This is a genomic window from Pseudomonas sp. NPDC088429 (assembly GCF_044753305.1).
Classification (GTDB): Bacteria; Pseudomonadota; Gammaproteobacteria; order Pseudomonadales; family Pseudomonadaceae; genus Aquipseudomonas; species Aquipseudomonas rustica.
Genome location: NZ_JBIVMX010000026.1, coordinates 25,200 through 43,694, shown reverse-complemented (window position 1 = coordinate 43,694; position 18,495 = coordinate 25,200). Strand labels below are relative to the sequence as shown.

17 protein-coding genes are annotated in these 18,495 nt (G+C 60.9%); 12 read left to right on the top strand and 5 right to left on the bottom strand.

The annotated features are described in order from the left end of the window. Nucleotides 1-24: 24 nt before the first annotated feature. Both ACIP66_RS15165 and ACIP66_RS15160 read right to left on the bottom strand, forming a co-directional pair. Nucleotides 25-921 (bottom strand): PA4780 family RIO1-like protein kinase, encoded by an 897-nt coding sequence (locus tag ACIP66_RS15165; protein WP_053116938.1) that lies wholly within the window; start codon nt 919-921, stop codon nt 25-27. A 319-nt stretch (nt 922-1,240) separates the two neighbouring features. Then, nucleotides 1,241-2,518, bottom strand: coding sequence for an acetyl-CoA C-acetyltransferase (locus ACIP66_RS15160; protein WP_282356473.1), 1,278 nt, complete (start codon nt 2,516-2,518; stop codon nt 1,241-1,243). A 257-nt stretch (nt 2,519-2,775) separates the two neighbouring features. On the opposite strand from ACIP66_RS15160, the gene ACIP66_RS15155 reads away from it, so the two are divergent. The 4 genes from ACIP66_RS15155 (at nt 2,776) to ACIP66_RS15140 (ending at nt 9,079) form a co-directional block, all read left to right on the top strand. Next, on the top strand, nt 2,776-4,128 hold the full coding sequence (locus tag ACIP66_RS15155; protein ID WP_400648974.1) for a 3-oxoacyl-ACP reductase: 1,353 nt from the start codon (nt 2,776-2,778) through the stop codon (nt 4,126-4,128). A gap of 3 nt (nt 4,129-4,131) precedes the next feature. After that, nucleotides 4,132-4,986, top strand: a complete 855-nt coding sequence (locus tag ACIP66_RS15150) for a MaoC family dehydratase (protein ID WP_400648973.1) — start codon at nt 4,132-4,134, stop codon at nt 4,984-4,986. Nucleotides 4,987-5,342: 356 nt separating this feature from the next. Then, nucleotides 5,343-7,277 carry a collagen-like triple helix repeat-containing protein gene (locus ACIP66_RS15145; RefSeq protein ID WP_400648971.1) on the top strand — a complete coding sequence of 645 codons (1,935 nt, stop codon included), beginning with the start codon at nt 5,343-5,345 and terminating at the stop codon, nt 7,275-7,277. A gap of 131 nt (nt 7,278-7,408) precedes the next feature. Then, nucleotides 7,409-9,079: a ShlB/FhaC/HecB family hemolysin secretion/activation protein gene (locus tag ACIP66_RS15140; RefSeq protein ID WP_400648969.1), complete on the top strand. Its 1,671-nt coding sequence runs from the start codon at nt 7,409-7,411 to the stop codon at nt 9,077-9,079. 596 nt (nt 9,080-9,675) lie between these two features. Here ACIP66_RS15140 and ACIP66_RS15135 read toward each other — a convergent pair. The 3 genes from ACIP66_RS15135 to ACIP66_RS15125 form a co-directional block, all read right to left on the bottom strand. After that, nucleotides 9,676-10,086, bottom strand: coding sequence for a response regulator (locus ACIP66_RS15135; RefSeq protein WP_400648967.1), 411 nt, complete (start codon nt 10,084-10,086; stop codon nt 9,676-9,678). A 63-nt stretch (nt 10,087-10,149) separates the two neighbouring features. Next, a complete protein-coding gene (locus tag ACIP66_RS15130; RefSeq protein WP_053116931.1) occupies nt 10,150-10,356 on the bottom strand; it encodes a Flp family type IVb pilin in 207 nt (68 codons plus the stop codon). Nucleotides 10,357-10,476: 120 nt separating this feature from the next. Further along, nucleotides 10,477-10,683 carry a Flp family type IVb pilin gene (locus ACIP66_RS15125; protein ID WP_053116954.1) on the bottom strand — a complete coding sequence of 69 codons (207 nt, stop codon included), beginning with the start codon at nt 10,681-10,683 and terminating at the stop codon, nt 10,477-10,479. Between the two features lie 338 nt (nt 10,684-11,021). On the opposite strand from ACIP66_RS15125, the gene cpaB reads away from it, so the two are divergent. Genes cpaB through ACIP66_RS15085 form a run of 8 tightly spaced genes read left to right on the top strand, consistent with a single transcriptional unit; the run spans nt 11,022 to nt 18,477 of the window. Then, nucleotides 11,022-11,963: a Flp pilus assembly protein CpaB gene (gene cpaB / locus ACIP66_RS15120; RefSeq protein WP_400648966.1), complete on the top strand. Its 942-nt coding sequence runs from the start codon at nt 11,022-11,024 to the stop codon at nt 11,961-11,963. Between the two features lie 20 nt (nt 11,964-11,983). Continuing rightward, complete coding sequence (locus ACIP66_RS15115) at nt 11,984-13,207, top strand: type II and III secretion system protein family protein (RefSeq protein ID WP_212546352.1); 1,224 nt, start codon at nt 11,984-11,986, stop codon at nt 13,205-13,207. Then, nucleotides 13,204-14,394, top strand: coding sequence for a pilus assembly protein (locus ACIP66_RS15110; protein ID WP_400648964.1), 1,191 nt, complete (start codon nt 13,204-13,206; stop codon nt 14,392-14,394). Before ACIP66_RS15115 ends, ACIP66_RS15110 begins: the two co-directional genes overlap by 4 nt. Next, complete coding sequence (locus ACIP66_RS15105; RefSeq protein ID WP_053116927.1) at nt 14,391-15,659, top strand: CpaF family protein; 1,269 nt, start codon at nt 14,391-14,393, stop codon at nt 15,657-15,659. The genes ACIP66_RS15110 and ACIP66_RS15105 overlap by 4 nt, the downstream gene beginning before the upstream one ends. An 18-nt stretch (nt 15,660-15,677) precedes the next feature. Beyond that, the gene (locus ACIP66_RS15100) at nt 15,678-16,562 is read left to right on the top strand and encodes a type II secretion system F family protein (protein WP_212551574.1); all 885 of its coding nucleotides are present in this window, start codon (nt 15,678-15,680) and stop codon (nt 16,560-16,562) included. 1 nt (nt 16,563) lies between these two features. Further along, the gene (locus ACIP66_RS15095; RefSeq protein ID WP_400648963.1) at nt 16,564-17,448 is read left to right on the top strand and encodes a type II secretion system F family protein; all 885 of its coding nucleotides are present in this window, start codon (nt 16,564-16,566) and stop codon (nt 17,446-17,448) included. Nucleotides 17,449-17,471: 23 nt separating this feature from the next. Continuing rightward, entirely contained in the window at nt 17,472-18,194 is a 723-nt protein-coding gene (locus tag ACIP66_RS15090; protein ID WP_053116924.1) for a tetratricopeptide repeat protein, read from the top strand. A 10-nt stretch (nt 18,195-18,204) separates the two neighbouring features. Continuing rightward, a complete protein-coding gene (locus ACIP66_RS15085; RefSeq protein WP_053116923.1) occupies nt 18,205-18,477 on the top strand; it encodes a DUF3613 domain-containing protein in 273 nt (90 codons plus the stop codon). Nucleotides 18,478-18,495 lie beyond the last annotated feature (18 nt).

The following is an 18,495-nucleotide window of genomic DNA, read 5'->3' as shown; positions in this document are numbered from 1 at the left end:
GAAGCCGGGTTTCTGTTCAAACGATCACTGCATCCACGGGGGTGGCGGTGGTTCTTCTGATTTGCCTTTAGGCTCGTCATCCGCCGCACGGATCGCTTGCTTGCGCTCTTCATCAAGCCGCGCCGCTTCGATCTCGCGGATAACCCCGCCGACATCGGCCAGCTCTTCCGGCTCGTCGAACTCACCGGTCAGCACACTGTTCGGGTGCAAGGTGCCGGCTTCGTACAGCGCCCACATTTCTTTCGCGTACTTGGTCTTCTTCAACTCCGGCGCAAAGCGACCGAAGTACGAAGCCATGTTGCCAACGTCACGTTCAAGCATGCTGAACGCGTGGTTGTTGCCGGCAGCATCGACCGCTTGTGGCAGGTCGATGATCACCGGGCCGGTCGGTGTCAGCAGCACGTTGAACTCGGAAAGGTCACCGTGCACCAGACCGGTACACAACATCAGCACGATCTGCGAAATCAGGAACGCGTGATATTCACGGGCCTGATCGGCTTCCAGTACCACGTCATTAAGACGCGGCGCCGCATCGCCGTATTCATCGGCCACCAGTTCCATCAGCAGCACGCCTTCGAGGAAATCGAACGGCTTGGGCACGCGCACACCGGCGCCAGCCAGACGGAACAGTGCCGCCACTTCGGCGTTCTGCCAGGCGTCTTCGGTCTCTTTGCGACCGAATTTCGAGCCCTTGGCCATCGCGCGCGCCTGACGGCTGTTACGCACCTTGCGGCCTTCCTGATACTCGGCTGCCTGGCGGAAACTACGTTTGTTTGCCTCCTTGTAGACCTTGGCGCAACGTAACTCGTTGCCGCAGCGCACCACATAAACAGCTGCTTCTTTACCACTCATGAGTGGTCGCAGCACCTCGTCAACCAGACCGTCTTCGATCAGCGGTTCAATGCGTTTTGGAGTCTTCATCAGCTTTTATTGTGGGTCCTTTATTACCAAACACGCGAATGTCACTCGTTATACGGCAATCCTCGCAGTACGGGGAGGGGTTGCCGACCTGTGAACCTGTGAATGCACACACTGTGCCGAAAAAATCGACCGTTGCGAATCATAGCCGAGCCTGTGTCACTTGTTGGTATCGGCCGTCGAGGGCATTTGCGACAAAATCTGACATGCAGAGCGCTCCCTGTAGAAGTGAGCCTGCTCGCGATAGCAGTACATCAGGCAACGATGATGTCGATTTTACCGCCGTCATCGCGAGCAGGCTCACTCCTACAAGGGACTGTGGTCAGCGTTCGATAATGGCGGTGACGCCTTGCCCGCCAGCGGCACAAATCGAAATCAGACCGCGCCCCTTACCCGCCGCCTCCAGCAGTTTGGCCAGGTTGGCGACGATGCGCCCACCGGTTGCCGCAAACGGATGCCCCGCTGCCAGCGAACTGCCCTTCACATTCAGCCGGCTACGATCAATCGACCCCAACGGCGCATCCAGCCCCAACCGGGATTTGCAATACTCGGGATCCTCCCAAGCCTTGAGCGTACACAACACCTGCGCCGCAAACGCTTCATGAATTTCGTAGTAATCAAAATCCTGCAAGCTCAGCCCGTTGCGCGCCAGCAAACGTGGCACCGCGTACACCGGCGCCATCAACAGGCCCTCGGCACCGTTGACGAAATCCACCGCCGCCGCTTCACCATCGCGCAGATAGGCAAGGATCGGCAAGCCGCGCTCCTTCGCCCATTCTTCACTACCCAGCAGCACCACCGAGGCGCCATCGGTGAGTGGCGTGGAGTTGCCTGCCGTCAGCGTGCCTTTGGCGCTTTTCTCGAACGCGGGTTTCAGCGTGGCGAGTTTTTCCAGGGTCAGATCCGGGCGCAGATTGTTGTCGCGGGTCAGGCCGAGGAACGGTGTCATCAGATCGTTGTGCCAGCCTTCGCTGTAGGACGCCGCCAGTTTCTGGTGACTTTCGAGGGCCAGTTGATCCTGCTCTTCACGCGGAATATTCCAGGTCTGCGCCATCAGTTCGCAGTGTTGGCCCATCGACAGGCCGGTGCGCGGTTCGCCGTTGCGCGGGAATTCCGGGATCAGGTGTTGGGGCCGCAGTTGTAGAAAGGTTTTCAGTTTGTCGCCGGTGGTTTTCGCGCGGTTGGCTTGCAGGAGGATTTTGCGCAGGCCTTCGCTGACGCTGATCGGCGCGTCCGACGTGGTGTCGACGCCACCGGCAATACCACAATCGATTTGGCCGAGGGCGATTTTGTTGGCGACCAGCAATGCGGCTTCCAAACCGGTGCCGCAGGCTTGCTGGATATCGTAGGCGGGGGTGGTTGGTGACAATCGCGAGCCGAGGACGCATTCGCGGGTCAGGTTCATATCCCGTGACAATTTAAGCACCGCACCCGCCACCACTTCGCCGATGCGCAGGCCGTGGAGGTTGTAGCGTTCGATCAGGCCTTCGAGCGCGGCGGTGAGCATCACCTGATTGCTGGCCGTGGCGTACGGCCCGTTGGAACGGGCGAAAGGGATACGGTTACCGCCAATGATCGCGACGCGGCGCAGCTGACTCATGAATAACTCCTTTTCCACATTATCGAATTTGATGCTGTTCCTGTGGGAGCGAGCTTGCTCGCGAAGAGTCCGGCACATTCACTATGTGCAGGGGCTGACCGGACGCTTTCGCGAGCAAGCTCGCTCCCACAGTTTCCGCATTTATCTGCCAGACCTGCTAAACCTCAGTGTTCTAGCGTAGGCCCTATTGCGTGGATCGAACGATTGATTGCCATCGGTAGTCCACACTTTGAACCCCAACTTTTGGAGAGCGTTCCATGTCTGACCGCTATATCGACTTCGCCAACTCGTCCTTCGGCCATCGTCTGGTCGGGGCGCTGGGCCTGCCGTCGCCGGTGCGACTGGAGCGCTGGCAGGCTGGGCGCCTGCGGCCGGTGGAAGGTGCGCTGCTGATCGGTGGCGGGCCGCTGGCCGAACGCGTCAGCACGTTCGCCAACCGTCTGACCGAAAGCATTTACCGCTACGGCGAACAACCGGCGACCGCCACTGAATGGATTCCCGGCCATGGCCCGAAACTCAAAGCGGTGGTGTTCGACGCCAGCGAATTGCAGCACACCGACCAGCTCAAGCAACTGCGTGAATTCTTCCAGCCGCTGATGAAAAATCTTGAGAGCAGCGCGCACTTGGTGATTCTGGGCCGCGCCCCGGAAACCCTCAGCGATCCGTTCGCTTCCAGTGCACAACGCGCGCTCGAAGGTTTTTCGCGTTCGCTGGCCAAAGAACTGCGCAGCGGCGGCACGTTGCAGCTGATCTATGTCGGCGAAGGTGCCGAGGATCAACTGGAAGGCCCGCTGCGGTTTTTCCTTTCGCCGAAAAGCGCATTTGTCTCCGGACAAGTGATTCGCCTGACTGCGTGCGCCACACAAGTCACTGACTGGACGCGTCCGCTGGCCGGTCGCAAAGCGCTGGTCACCGGTGCGGCACGCGGTATCGGCGCATCGATCGCTGAGACCCTCGCCCGCGATGGGGCCGAAGTGATTCTGCTCGACGTGCCGCCAGCGAAAACCGATCTCGAAGCCCTCGCCGCACGCCTCGGTGGCCGCGCGATCACCCTCGATATCTGCGCCGAAGACGCCGCTACACAGTTGACCGAACACCTGCCGGACGGCCTCGACATTCTGGTGCATAACGCCGGCATCACCCGCGATAAAACCCTGGCCAACATGACCCCGGAATTCTGGGACGCGGTGCTCGCGGTCAATCTCAACGCGCCGCAAGTACTGACCAAAGCGCTGCTCGACAACGGCACGCTGCACGACAATGCGCGAGTGATTCTGCTCGCCTCGATCAGCGGCATCGCCGGCAACCGCGGGCAAACCAACTACGCCGCGAGCAAGGCCGGTTTGATCGGTCTGGCCCAAGCGTGGGCGCCGACGTTGCTGGAGCGTGGCATCAGCATCAACGCGGTCGCTCCGGGTTTTATCGAAACACAGATGACCGCGCACATCCCGTTTGGTCTGCGTGAAGCCGGGCGGCGCATGAGTTCGCTGGGCCAGGGCGGCTTGCCGCAAGACGTCGCCGAAGCCGTGGCGTGGCTGGCGCAACCGGGTACCGGCGCGTTCACCGGTCAGGCGTTGCGGGTTTGTGGGCAAAGTGTTTTGGGGGCTTAAGGCATGAGCATCGAATGGCACACGCTGGATCGCGAACCGAGCCTGCCGGGGCTTTACGCACGGGCCGCGACGCGACGCAAAATCACCGGCACCACCCTGCCCGACAGCGGTTTGCGCTGTTGGGTCGATGTCGATGGCAAGCGCCTGGCGGACTATCGCAAGGTCTGCGGCTTTGCCGATGACGGGCTGTTGCCGCCGACTTATCCACACATCCTTGCGTTCGCGTTGCAGATGCAATTGCTCACGGCAAAAGAGTTTCCGTTTCCGCTGCTGGGGCTGATTCATTTGAGCAATCGCATTCGCGTGTTGCGGCCAATGGGCGGGATCAGTCGCGCGCAGGTCAGCGTGCGTGTGCACAACTTGCAGCCGCACCCCAAGGGCGCAACGTTTGATCTGCTGACCACACTGGACGATCAACTAGGGCCGTTGTGGGAAGCGGAAAGCCAGATGCTTTGTCGCGGGGTGAAACTCGACGGCGAACCGGTGGAACAGCACTGGGAGCCTGCGCAAGCGTTAAGCGAAGTGGCGCGCTGGAAAGCGCCGGCAGATATCGGACGGCAGTACGCCAAGGTTTCCGGTGACTACAACCCGATTCACTTGAGCGCCGCGAGTGCCAAGCTGTTTGGTTTTCCTACGGCCATTGCTCATGGTTTGTGGAACAAGGCACGGACATTGGCGGCACTGGCCGATCATTTGCCCAAGGCCAATCTGGAAATCACTGTGCACTTTCGCAAGCCGGTGCGACTGCCGAGCGAGGTGACGTTGCTGGCGAGTGCTGCGGGGTCGAGTGGTGAGTTGCGATTGGTGGGTGCGGAAGATCTGGAGCATATGGTTGGCCTGTGGCAACCGATCGCGTAATAAACGCAGAACCCTCGTGGTGACGTGGCACAGAGGATTGTGTCGATCCCGGAAACGGGGAAATTTGACCTGTTAATTGTGTATATATCACTTAAGTTTTCCCGCCTCCCCTCCCTTCCAATGAAAAAATCCAAGCCTTGATTTTCAAGGCTTTTTTTTGCGCGTTTATCACCTCGGTATTAGTCCTTAGGCGCTGCAAACGGCCCTCTATATAAAGGCGTTAATACCAACTTGAGAATGGCGAGAACCCGCGCCTGGACTGAGATTGCAGCAACGGGCGAGGACATTGCCGGCGACATGAATCGGCGAGTCATCGAAGGCAACGAACGTTGTGACAGGTGCAAGGAATCTCGATCATGAAAACTCAAGTCTGGTCAAAATCTGCAATCGCTTTGGCAGTGGTTCTCTCTCTCGGTCTCGCCGGTTGCAGCAGCGGCGGTGGCGGCCATCACAGCAGCTCCGGCAGTTCTGCGCCGGCCAGCGACAGCGCTGCGGGTGGCGCCGGTGGTAGCGGAGATACTGCGGGAACTGGCGGCACAGGCGGTACCGATGGAACCGGTGGTACGGGCGGAACGGGTGGTACCGATGGCGGCACTGCGGGCACCGGTGGTACGGGCGGTACCGGTGGAACCGATGGCGGCACCGCAGGAACCGGTGGCACGGGCGGCACGGGCGGTACCGGTGGCGGTACCGCGGGAACTGGCGGCACGGGTGGTACCGGAGGCACCGATGGCGGCACCGCGGGAACCGGTGGCACGGGCGGTACCGGTGGCACTGGAGGGACTGGAGGCACAGGCGGAACCGGTGGCGGCACTGATCCGACCAATCCAACCAACCCGACCAACCCGACGGATCCAACCAACCCGACCAATCCCACCGTCCCTACTCTGGTGACCACGACATTGGTGAAAGATGTCGGCACTACCGTCAGCGGCGTCGGCAGCGGCGTTGGCCAGGTCGGCGATTCCCTGAGCACCGTTCCTGTGGTGGGTGGCGTTGTGCAAAGCGTTGCCAACACCACCGGCAATGTCGTCAGCACCTTGGGTGACGGCTTGGGCAACGGCATCGGCAAACTGGCCAGTACGCCGAATGGCGTGGGGGTGACTGCTTCGTCGGTGGGCGGTGTAGTGACAGATCTCGGTAACGGCGTGTCCGATGTCAGCGGCAAACTGGCTACGGCAACCAGCAGTGTTCCCGTCGTTGGCGGTGTCGTCACCAAAGTCGCTCCTTTGCTGGATGGCGTCGGCGAAAAAGTCACCATGATCGGTGACACGCTAAGCATCGCGACCACCACCGGGCCTCTCGGTGGCCTCACTACCCAGGTCAGTCAGAAACTGGTGCCGGTAATCGCGATGGTTGAAAGCACCACCACCAAAATCGGCGGCGCCACGGGTCTCGGCTCGCCACTCAATGGGCTGACCCAACAACTCGGCGCGACCGTGAACGGCCTCGGCAGCAAAGTGACTGCCACCGGTAATGGCAACCCCGTCACTAACACCGTCGGCGGCGTGCTGAGCAATGTCGGCACCGCCGTTGGCAAGGCCGGAGGTCTGGTCTCCAGCGGCACCGGTGGAGGCGATTCCGGCGGCATCGGTGGCGGACTCGGCGGCATCGGCGGCGCCCTCGCCGGCACAGGCCTGCTGCAAACCGTCGGCGGCGCGGTGGCCAATGTCGGCAGTGGCTTGAGCACCGGCAACAGTACGCTGGCAGCACCGGGCGGCACTGTGGTCTCGGCTGGTAATACCGTCGCCTCGCTCAACACCGCTCTGGGTGGTTCGGGCACACCCATCACCGCACCGACTGCAGCTTTGGCAACCGTCACCAACACCGTCAGCGCAGGTATTGCTCCGGTCACGGCAGCCGTCACCAGCCTGACGCAAAACGTCGGCGCGGCCACCGGCCTCGGCAGTCCGGTTTCGAGCCTCACCGCACAAGTAGGTGGTGCGGTCAGTAATCTCGGTGGCGGTATCGCCAGCGCTACAACCAACCCAGTCATCACTGCAGTCGGTGGCACTGTCGGCACCGTGGGTACCACCGTTGCTGCCGTCGGCGGTCTGGTCAACACCGGCGCTGCGGGCGGAGGTAGTGGCGCGACCAACCCGGTCACCTCACTGGTCAGCAATGTCGGCGCCACCGTCGGCAATACGGTCAACGCAGTCGGCGGCACCGTTGGCGGCGTGCTCAACACAGTCACCAGCACCGCTTCCGGCGCTGGCGGCACCGCCACCGGTGGTGGTCTGGGCGGCGTACTCGGCGGTCTGACCGGCGCCCTGGGCGGCAACAAACGCTAAATTGCACCTGGCCGATTCGACGGCCTCACCTACAGCGCCTACGCTTGGTTGAGGGCGGAAGATTCCTACGAGTCTTCCGCTTTTTTCTTAGGAAAAATCAGCCCGGTGCTGTGATGACCACGGAGTGTCCTATGCGCGTAATGGCGTCTTTGCTGTTCCTCAGCCTCAGTTCCACTGCCCTCGCCGACACCCTGCCGACCTTCCTCAACTCCAACGAAACCATCCGCAACCTGCCCGTGCCCAATCTGCCGGCCGATGCCTATCGCCCGAACGCCGCGCCCGTGCAAGTCCCGGATCCCGGCGCTGCCGCCGCGCAGCCGTTGATGATGAGTACCAAGATCAACCTGAAGACCGTGCAGATCGAAGGCGGCACGATCTACCCGCTCACCGAACTGGCGGAAAACTACAAGCCCCTGATCGGCCGCGAAACCAGCCTCGCCGACCTGATCGAAGCCACGCGCAACATCACCCGCCGTTATCAACAGGACGGCTACCTGTTGTCCTACGCGTTCCTGCCGCAACAGAAATTCGACGACGGCGTGGCGCGGGTGGTGTTGGTGGAAGGTTACGTACGCGACGTACAAGTCGAAGGCGACGTCGGCCGCGTCAGAGGTCTGCTGGATAAATTCATCACCAAAATCCAGGCCGAACGCCCGCTGACCCGCAAGACTTTCGAACGCTACACCACGCTGATGACACGCATCCCCGGCGTCACCATCCAGGCGCAAGTGCCGCCACCGGGCACCACCGACGGCGCCACCACCCTGATCGCCCAGGCCAGTCGCAAGCCGTTCACCAGCACACTCAGCACCACCGAAGACAACCGCAACGGCACTCAAGCATTGCTCGGTGTCAGCAGCAATTCGCAAACCTCGATGGGTGAACAACTGACCCTCAGCGGCCTGTTCCCGCCAGGTGACGATGACGAACATTACTACCGCGCCGACTACAGCCAATTCCTCGGATCCGAGGGCACACAACTGGCCCTGTCCGCCTCACGCTACCGCGCCGACCCCGGCACCAACCTGCGACTGGACAACGGCCTGGAACTCAAACCGCACCGCGAAAACGATCGCTACTCGATCGGCTTCACCGTTCCCCTGATCGCCGCCTCCAACGAACTGCTCACCGCCGGCTCGCGCCTCTACGCCGTCAACGACAAAACCCGCTACAACGTCGTCGGCTACCCACTGAGCGTCGAAGAACGCACCGACATCCGCGCCCTCGCCTTCGAAGGCGACTGGCGCAAAGCCGATGCCAAACAACTGCGCATCCTCAGCGCCGGCCTCTACCAGGGGCTCGACAGCATGGGCGCAAAAACCAACAACAGCGCCATCGACCTCGACTTCTTCCGCGCACGACTGTCCGGGGTGCAGAGCGACAAATTCTTCGACAACTGGCAAGGCGTACTCTCGGCCGCCCTGTACTGGAGCGACGACAGCGTGCCCGACAGCGAACGCGCGGTATTTGGCGGACAGAATTTCGGTCGCGGCTATCCCGATGACCAAGCGTCCGGCGACAAGGGATGGGGCGTGGCGTACGAGGTCAACTACAGCTACAACCGCGAAGGAAGCTGGGTGCGGATACTGCAACCGTACGTGGTGCTGGATCGCTCGCGCAGCTGGTTCAATCAACTGCCGGTGCAGGCGAACAGCTTGTCCTCGGCGGCATTGGGATTACGGTTTGGCGATGCCAAGTACTACAACATCGCGCTGGAAGCGGCGAAGGCAATGTCGGATGAAGCGCTGGATACTTTCAATCGGCGGACGCGTTACAGCATCAGTTTTAGTTATCAGCTATGACGCGCCCCCTGTAGGAGCTGCCGAAGGCTGCGATCTTTTGATGTTGTTTTCATAAAACAAGATCAAAAGATCGCAGCCTTCGGCAGCTCCTACAGTTTGGGTTGGAGGCATTCAGGTAGGGAGTGGTTGGATGCATTGGCCCCATCGCGAGCAGGCTCACTCCTACAGTTTGATTGGGTGTGTTCAGGTGGAGATTGGTCGGCTGTCAGGCCGCCTTCGCGAGCAAGCTCAGCTCCTACGAAGATCAAAAGCAAAACCCCATCGCCTCTGCTTCTCACCACTCAACACGATGAGCGCAAGCTCGGGTGCAGCTCTTGATCTCGGAGCCCGTCGGCAGGCTGAGTGGAGGGATTGATCCGGGGTGGGAGCGCAGCGACCGTTTGGCGCAGCCAAACACATCGAGAGGAGGTGCAGCGAAGCAAACCGTAGGCGATGAACCCCGGATCAATCCCGCAGCGAAGGAACCCGAGCCCTAGCGAGGGCCGAACGTCAGGGCGAAGACCTTTGGTTACTTTGGGGCGTTTGCCAAAGTGACCCGCCGTAAGGGCGGAACCCATATCCGCCATCACAAAAAAAATGGATATACCCCAAAAACCTCACTCCCGCCCACCCCCCCTAGGCTTGGGAAACAAATTATCCAAAGTCTCAAACAACCTCAAGTGATAAATCGGCTTGCGAAACAGATCCACCACCTGCAACCGCAGCAAATCACTGACATCCTCCATATCCGCATGCCCCGACATCACAATCACCGGCAAATGCGCCCGCGACGTATGCTCACGCAAGCGCTTGATCAACGACATCCCCGACTCCTCAGGCATGCGCAAATCGGTAATCACCAACGCAATATCCGGATGCCGCGTCAAATGATGCAACGCCAACTTCACCGACGTCGCCGTATGACACACAAACCCCTCACCCTCCAGCAACTCAGCCAGCTCAAGCAACGCATCCTCCTCATCGTCAACCAGAAGCAACTGTTGGCGCGGCAGCGAGGAAGCAGTCATGGGCAATCCCTGAAAAACCGAAAGTGAACCCGAGTGTAGCGCGTCATTCGCCCATCATCGCGATCAAGGCGTCGGAGCGGTCTGCGCAGTGCCACCCAGGGACACCAGAATACTGTTGAAGATCGCTAACACCTTCGCTCCGATAGGCGTTACGAACACCACGACCACCACAGCAACCATCGCCACAACAATCGCGTACTCGATAGCCGACGCCGCTTCAGTACTCGCCAGAAACGAGCGCACGCGCGTAATCACATAATCAAGAAACATGGCCATTCTCCTGCGTTCCAGCCGCTGGCCGGATACGGAAAAAAACAACAGCCTCGTCAAAACCTGCGCTCGCAATTCACTAGCGCGCGCAAGCAATGAATAAGGGAAGAGTGAGTTCGATCAGATACCCGGCTTGGTCTGCGCCGTACCGCCAAGCTTGGTCAGAATGACGTTGAAAATGGCCAGTACCTTATCGCCGACAGGTGTCACAAATACCACGACAACCACGGCGACCATCGCCACAACAATCGCGTACTCGATCGCCGACGCCGCTTCGTCGCTTTTGCAGAATGTCCGGGCATGCGCCCGCAGATAGTCGAGAGTCATACGAAACATACGTCCACTCCTTCGCGCCTTTGGCGCCGATGTCACGCTACAGCGGCAAGGTTCCACCGTGCCATTTGAGCATTGTCAACAAACCCCCTCCCAACAACTGTAAGAACGGATTAATCACAAAGGATTAGTTCATTGGTGATCGGCCGTTTCCTGCTGTTAATTGGCCAACACCCCTACTTTAGTCAGTTATTTGTCTGTCACTAATGGCGTTTTGGCTTGGATCAGCTAGCGTGGAAATAGCGAAATAGTTGAATGTTCATAGCTGCCGGATTGCGAAATCTCTCGTTGAAAAATGCGGTGGGTCGTGCAGCAGGAAAGGGAGAGCCGTCATGAACAGTCGCGTCACCATGGGCCTTGCAGCAGTGTTGTTGCTCGGCGCCGTTTTTGTCGGGTATTGGGGGCTGGTGCTCAGCCGTCAACCGGCACCTGTTGCCGAGGCGCCAGCCGCGCCGAACGTCACCGTTGAAAAAACTGTCGCGATCGCCGAAGACCAGACCCGCCAACCGGTGGTGGTCTTGCTCCACGACGTGCCGCCATTCACGCCGCTGACCGCCGCCGACGTCACCGTGGAAAAACTGCGCAGCGCCCCGGCCGGCAGCTTAAGCAGCGTCGATCAAGCGGTCGGCCGCACACCGTGGCGGCACCTCAGCGCCGGCACCTGGCTGAACGATGAAAGCTTCTCCGCCGGTGGCTCACTGGCACGCATGATCCACAGCGATGAACGCGCGCTGACCGTGGCCGTCGACGAAGTCATCAGCGCTGCCGGGCAATTGCTTCCCGGTGACTACGTCGATGTCCTCCTCTACCTGCGCCAGGACGGCAGCAACTTGCAGCAGTCGGCGCAGATTGTTTTACCGGCCATGCGCGTACTTGGCGTCGGTGATCAATACGGCCTGACCAACGACGGCCAACCCGCCTCCCCCGCGCTGAGCGCCGACGAAAAAATCAAACAGGATCAGCGCCGCATCGCCGCACGCACCGTGGTGTTGGCGGTACCGGAACAACTGCTCAGCCGGATGATGCTCGCGACCCAAGTCGGCACCCTGCGCCTGGCCGTGCGCAGCAGTGAAGAACAACGTCTGGCGAAATACTGGGCCGGTGAAAGTCAGGCGCCCGCCCACATCGATAACGCCAACAGTCAACTCTTCCAGTTCACCCAACTGGCCCTCGGCGCGGCGCCAAAAGTGCCGTCCAGCGGTGGCTCCGGGGCAGTTTCACGGCCGGCGGTGGAGATCATTCGCGGCAACCAGATCACTCAACAAACCCCATGATTGCGCAAGGATCCAAGTGCATGCCGAGTCGTTGCTGGCCGACCTTAAAACCAATGCTGCAGGCCATGTTGTTGATGGGCCTGTCGATGGACGCCGTGTGGGCGGCCACCGGTAATTGCTCGGCACTCGGGCGCATGCCGCCGGTGATCGAGATCGGCGAGGGCTTTCAACAGGATGTGCAATCACCGGTGGCGATCACGCGGCTGGCGATTGGTGATCCGAAAATCGCTGACGTGCACGCCAACGGCAGCTCGTCTTTTCTGCTCACCGGCGTCGCGCCCGGCGCCACCAGCCTGATGGTATGGACGTCGTGCTCCAGCGAACCGCGCCAAAGCATGGTGTTCGTGCAAGGCGCCGCCACCGCCGCACTCACCGGTGCCAGCCTGCCGCCGTCAGAAGATCCGACCCTGCCGTCGCAAGTGCAGACCGACATTCGTTTCGTCGAAGTCAGCCGCACCAAACTCAAGGAAGCCACCGCCTCGTTGATCGGTGTGCGCGGCAACTTCCTGTTCGGCTCGCCCGGCACATTGCCGAATATTGATGGTGTGCCGCAGCCACGCTTGCCGGTGAACAACGGCCTGTTCAACTTCTCGTGGATCGGCGGCAAGACCATGGCGATCATCAATGCGCTGGAAGGCAGCGGCTTCGCCTACACCCTCGCGCGGCCGAGTCTGGTGGCGCTGAGCGGCCAGAGCGCAAGCTTTCTCGCCGGCGGCGAAATCCCGATTCCGGTGCCCAGCTCCGGCAGCGACACGGTGACCATCGAGTACAAGGAATTCGGTATTCGTCTGACGCTGACGCCGACCGTGATCGACCGTAATCGTGTCACCCTCAAAGTCGCACCAGAAGTCAGCGAACTGGATTACGCCAACGCCATCAACATCGGCGGCACGCCAGTGCCCGCGCTGACCGTGCGCCGCACTGACACCAGTGTGTCGCTGGCCGACGGCGAAAGTTTCGTCATCAGCGGGTTGATCAGTACCACCAACACTTCGCAGGTGAACAAGTTTCCGGGCCTGGGCGACATCCCCGTGCTGGGCGCGTTTTTCCGTGATTCGCAGATCAAACGCGAAGAGCGCGAACTGCTGATGATCGTCACCCCGCACTTGGTGCAGCCGCTGGCCGCCGACGCGCAACTGCCGTCGTTGCCGGGGGAAAAACTGCGCAACTACGACCCGAATTTCTATCGCATGTTCTTCCTCGAAAACGGCAACTTCGACAAGCGCAGTGGGTTGTCCCAATGAGCCAGAGCCTGAGCCAGACGTTCCTCGCCATCACCCGCAACAGCACCGATCTGGAATGGCTGCAAAGCGCCCTCGCGCCGCTCGGCCAAGTGGTCAGCGCCGGTGGCGGCAGCCTCGACGAATTGCTCGCGCTGGTCGATGTCACCTTCGCCAATCTGGTGTTCGTCGGCCTCGATCGCGAACACGTCGTGGCGCAGAGCGCGCTGATCGAAGGTGCGCTGGAAGCCAAACCGATGCTGGCGATCGTCGCCCTCGGCGATGGCATGGACAATCAACTGGTGCTCAATGCGATGCGCGCCGGCGCGCGGGATTTCGTCGCCTACGGTTCGCGCTCCAGCGAAGTCGCAGGATTGGTGCGGCGCCTGAGCAAACGTCTGCCGCCGGTGGCACCGAACACGCAACTCGGTGGCCTGACCGTGATGTATGGCGTGCAGAGCAGCTCCGACGGCGCACTGCTGGCCAATCACATGGCGATGGTCGTGCAGAAGAGCGGACAACAAACTTTGTTGCTCGATCTCGGTTTGCCGCGCGGTGACAGCCTCGCGTTGCTGGGCCTAGAGAGCTCGTTCCACTTCGGCGACGCTCTGCGCCATCTAAGACGCCTCGACGCCACGCTGATCGACAGCGCTTTCACCAGCGCCGAAGCCGGGCTGCGTATCCTCGCTTACGCCAGCAGTGACGAGCCGCTGGAAACCACCAGCGCCGCCGAATTGTTCATGCTCCTCAGCGCCCTGCGTCAGCACTTCCAGCACATCGTCGTCAACCTTACTGGCCAAGCCGACAGCGAAGCCTTGCGCACTTTTGTCAGCCATTGCGACAAGCTGCTCTGGTACACCGATCAGAACGTGCTCAACTGCCGACGCAACCTCGCCGTGCTCAATAACTGGCGCGAGAAAGGCATGAAACTCGACCACGGCCGACTGCTGATCGACCGCTATTTAAGCAACGTCGCGCCGGATGCGGAAACCCTCGGCAAGACCTACAACCTGGAAGTTATCGCGGTTCTCGCGTCCAACGCCGAAGTCCGTCTCAACGCGAAAAATCAGGGTGTCAGCCTGTTCGAACTGGCCCCGCGAGAAAAACTCACGCAAAGCCTGCGCGCCCTCGGCGAACGTCTGGCGAAACGCTCCGAAGGGCTGGCGAAACCGAAAGTCACCTGGTTCGGGCGTCTGCGAGGCAACACATGAGCAGCGAAAAACTCTTCGGCTCGCCGCAACGCGGGGCGGTGGGCAACACCGATCACGAAGGCCTGAAACTGGTGCTGCACCGCTACATCATCGATGCCATCGAAGAGTCGGGGAAAAACCTGCTGGAGGGTTCGCGCCAGCAACTCGCGCAATTCGTCACCGACAAAGTCGCTGAATACATCGCCCGTTTGCACCTGGCGATCTCGCGTTATGAGATGGAGCGGCTGGGCGAAGAAATCGTCGACGAGCTCACCGGTTTTGGCCCGCTGGAAGTGCTGCTGCGCGATCCAACGGTGACGGAAATTCTGGTCAACGGCCCGCACCGGGTGTTCATCGAACGCGACGGCGTGCTGCATCAAAGCGACCTGCGTTTTATCGATGCGCATCACGTTGAACGGGTGATGCAGCGGATTCTCGCGCCGCTCGGTCGGCGTCTCGATGAGTCGTCGCCAATGGTCGATGCGCGCCTGCCGGATGGCAGCCGGGTCAACGCGATCATTCCGCCGATTGCCCTCGACGGTCCGTGCCTGTCGATTCGGAAATTCCGTAAAGACATGCTGAAAAGCAGCGACCTGATGGCGATGCAAACCATCGATCTGCAGATCTTCGAATTCCTCCAGGACGCGGTCGGCAAGCGCTGCAACATTCTCATCAGCGGCGGTACCGGCACCGGTAAAACCACGCTGCTCAACATCCTCAGCCAATTGATCAACCCGCACGAACGTCTGGTGACCATCGAAGACGTCGCCGAATTGCAGCTCGGCCACCCGCACGTGGTGCGCCTCGAAACCCGTCCGCCGAATGCCGAGGGCCACGGCGAAGTGAAGGCCAGCGACCTGATCCGCAACGCCCTGCGGATGCGCCCCGACCGCATCATCCTCGGCGAGATTCGTGGGGTCGAAGTGGTCGATGTGTTGACCGCGATGAACACCGGCCACGACGGGTCGATGAGTACCGTGCACGCCAACAATGCGCAGGATGCGCTGCTGCGTCTGGAGACGCTGGTCGGCCTGACCGGTCGCGCCATCGCCGAGCGCACCTTGCGCCAGATGATCTGTGCGGCGCTCGACGTGATCATCCAGTTGACCCGCATGCCCGACGGTCGCCGCTGCGTCAGCGAAGTGGTGGAAGTGGTCGGCATCCGCGAAGACGTCTACGTCACCAACACCCTGTTCCGCCTCGACCGCCGCACCGGTTTCGGCTTCCTCCGTGAAGCGGTCAATCCGGCGGGCGACAAGTTGCGCCACGAGACTCATCTGGGCTGACAGCAAGGAGCACGGAGCATGCTGGGACCGGTCATTCTCATCACCTTGTGTCTGGTTTTGCTCGGGCTGTCGATCCGTTTGTTTCTGCACGGCATACGCAAAACCGCCAACGAAAAAGTCCTCGGTCGACTGGCCGCCGGGCAACCGCAACTGGCTGAAGAAAAACCGAAATGGGTGGGCCTTGAACGGATGTTTTTGCGCGCAGGTTTGGGCCGTCCGACCGAGCGTTTTGGTTTGTGGATGAGTCTGTGGGCGGTCTCCATGGGTCTCGGTTATCTGCTGTTCGACTGGGTTGGTTTACTGGTGATGCTGGTCGCTCCGCCGCTGATTTTGCGGCTGTACATCGCCTTCCTTTATCGGCGCCGAATCAAGCGCATGATCGAGCAACTGCCGCAGTTACTCGATCACACCGTGCGCAGTTTGAAGTCCGGGCGCACCTTGAGCGACGCGGTCATGGGCGGCATCGAAGCCAGTGATGATCCGCTGAAAAAAGCCATGGGTCGGGTGCAGCGCAACGTGCAACTGGGGGTCAATCTGCCCGACGCGGTCAGCGACTTTGCCGAGCTGTACGAACAGGACGAATTGCGCATGTTCGCCCTCGGCCTCAAGGTCAATCACCGCTACGGCGGCAACGCCAGCGAGCTGCTGGAGAACCTGATCAAACTGATCCGCGAACGCGATCAGGGCGCCCGTCAATTGCGCGCCCTCACCGGTGAAACGCGGATGACTGCGTGGGTGCTTGGCTCGCTGCCGATCATCCTCGTCAGCTACTTTATGCTGACCAATCCCGGCTACATGCTCGGCATGTGGCACGACTCGGGCGGCCACACCATGTTGATCATCGCGGCGCTGTTGCAAGTGTTCGGATGCCTGGCGCTGTGGCGCATGTTGCGGAGTGTTTGAAATGCTCTATCTCGCCGCCCTGATGTTATTGCTTGGCGCCCTGCTGCTGGTGGCCAACCACTTGCTCACCGAGCGCCGTCGCGTGCGCCAGGTCAACCAGCGTTTGCAGGGGCAACTGGTGCGTGAAAACCGCTTCGGCACTTGGTTGCGCGCGTTCGGCAACACGCGTTTTGGGCGGCGCTCGGTGAGCATCGACAGCGAAACCCAAACCCTGCTCAGCCGCATTGGCTGGCGCCGCGCCAACGAGCGCGCGCTGTTCGCCGCCTGCCAGATCGGTACGCCGTTGCTGACTCTTGGCGTCGCGGTGTTTCTGCAGGAAGTGTTTTTCCCTCACGCCGATAACGAATGGATCATGCCGATGCTCGCTGCCGGCGCCGGTTACCTGTTGCCCAAACGCCTACTCGCCTACGCCGCCGGGCGTCGGCAGAAAATCATCTCGGTGGAAATTTCGACGTTCATTCCGCTGCTGCGCATCCTCTTCGAATCCGGCATGGCCGTGGAGCAGGCACTGCGCGTGCTGAGCATCGAGGGGCAAAAACTGCTGCCGGAACTGACCAGCGAACTGCGCCTGATCCTCGTCCGTGTCGACTCCGGCCTGGAGCTCGGTCAGGAGCTGAACAAAGCCGCGGTGATGCTCGCCGTCGACGAATTCACCGACACCTGCGTGATCCTTCAACAACTGATCCAACAGGGCGGCGGCGCGATGAAATCGCTGCTGGCGCTCAAACAACTGCTGGATGACCGGCGCCTGACACGCTTGCAGGAATACATCTCGAAGATGTCGGCAAAAATGTCGGTGGTGATGATGTTGTTTCTGTTCCCGGCGCTGCTGATCGTCCTCGCCGGCCCCGGCTTCACTGCGATTACCCGGGCGTTTGCATCCTGAATCCGACTCATGGAGCGTGTTTGATGAAAGTACTGATAGTCATCGCCAGTCTGCTGCTGCTCGGCGGTTGCGCCACCAACGGCCAGGCGCCGTGGACGTCGCTGCTGTCGCCGTCCAGTTGCAGCAAACTGTCGTCGGAGCAGGAACTGGCGCTGAACCTGGCCGACGACCTGGCCAACGACGGCAAACTGCACGCCAGCCTCGCCAACCTCGAAAGCCTGCCGGACAACCTCAGCGAAGTGCGCCTGCGCAAAGCCAAGGTCTATCGCCTGCTCGGCCGCAGCGAGGCCGAACCGCTTTACCGCAGCCTCGTCGGCGGCTGCCTGACCGCCGAAGCCGAACACGGCCTCGGCCAACTCTATGCCGCGCGCGGCGACAACGGCCAGGCCCAGGCGCACCTGCAACGCGCCGTGCGCCTGGCGCCCACCGACGAAAAAATCCGCAACGATCTGGGCGTGGTCTACCTCAATCAACTGCGCCTGAACGACGCCAGCTTCGAATTCCTCACCGCCCTCGAACTCAAGCAAAACAACCAACTGGCGGCGCAGAACCTGGTCACCTTACTGCTCTACCAGAACAACTGGCCGCAAGCCGCCGAAATCGTCAGCCGCGCCAAACTGACCCCGGATCAATTCACCGAAGCCCAGGAACGCGCGGAAAAACTCAAAGCCCCGGTCAAAGCCAAACCCGCGGCCAGCAACCAGGTCGCGGTCGTCGCCGACCCACTGCCTTCCTCGATCAAATAAGGAGACAGCCATGAACCCCGTCAAAGGCCTGTGCTACCTGACCCTGCTCAGCCTGCCCCTCAGCGCCCACGCCATCGACGCCGGCCCCGCCTCGGCGCAACAACAGGAAACCGAAGGCTGGCTCGTCCTGCAAAGCCGCAACCAGGCCGCCTCGAAAAACCCACAACCGGCGACGGCCACTGAGCGTGAATTGGCGATGCAGCGCTGGATCAAAAAATACAAATACGAAATCCCGGATCTGTATGACCCGGATGCGGGCGGGAAGATTGAGACCAAAAACTGACAACCGCATAACGTGTAG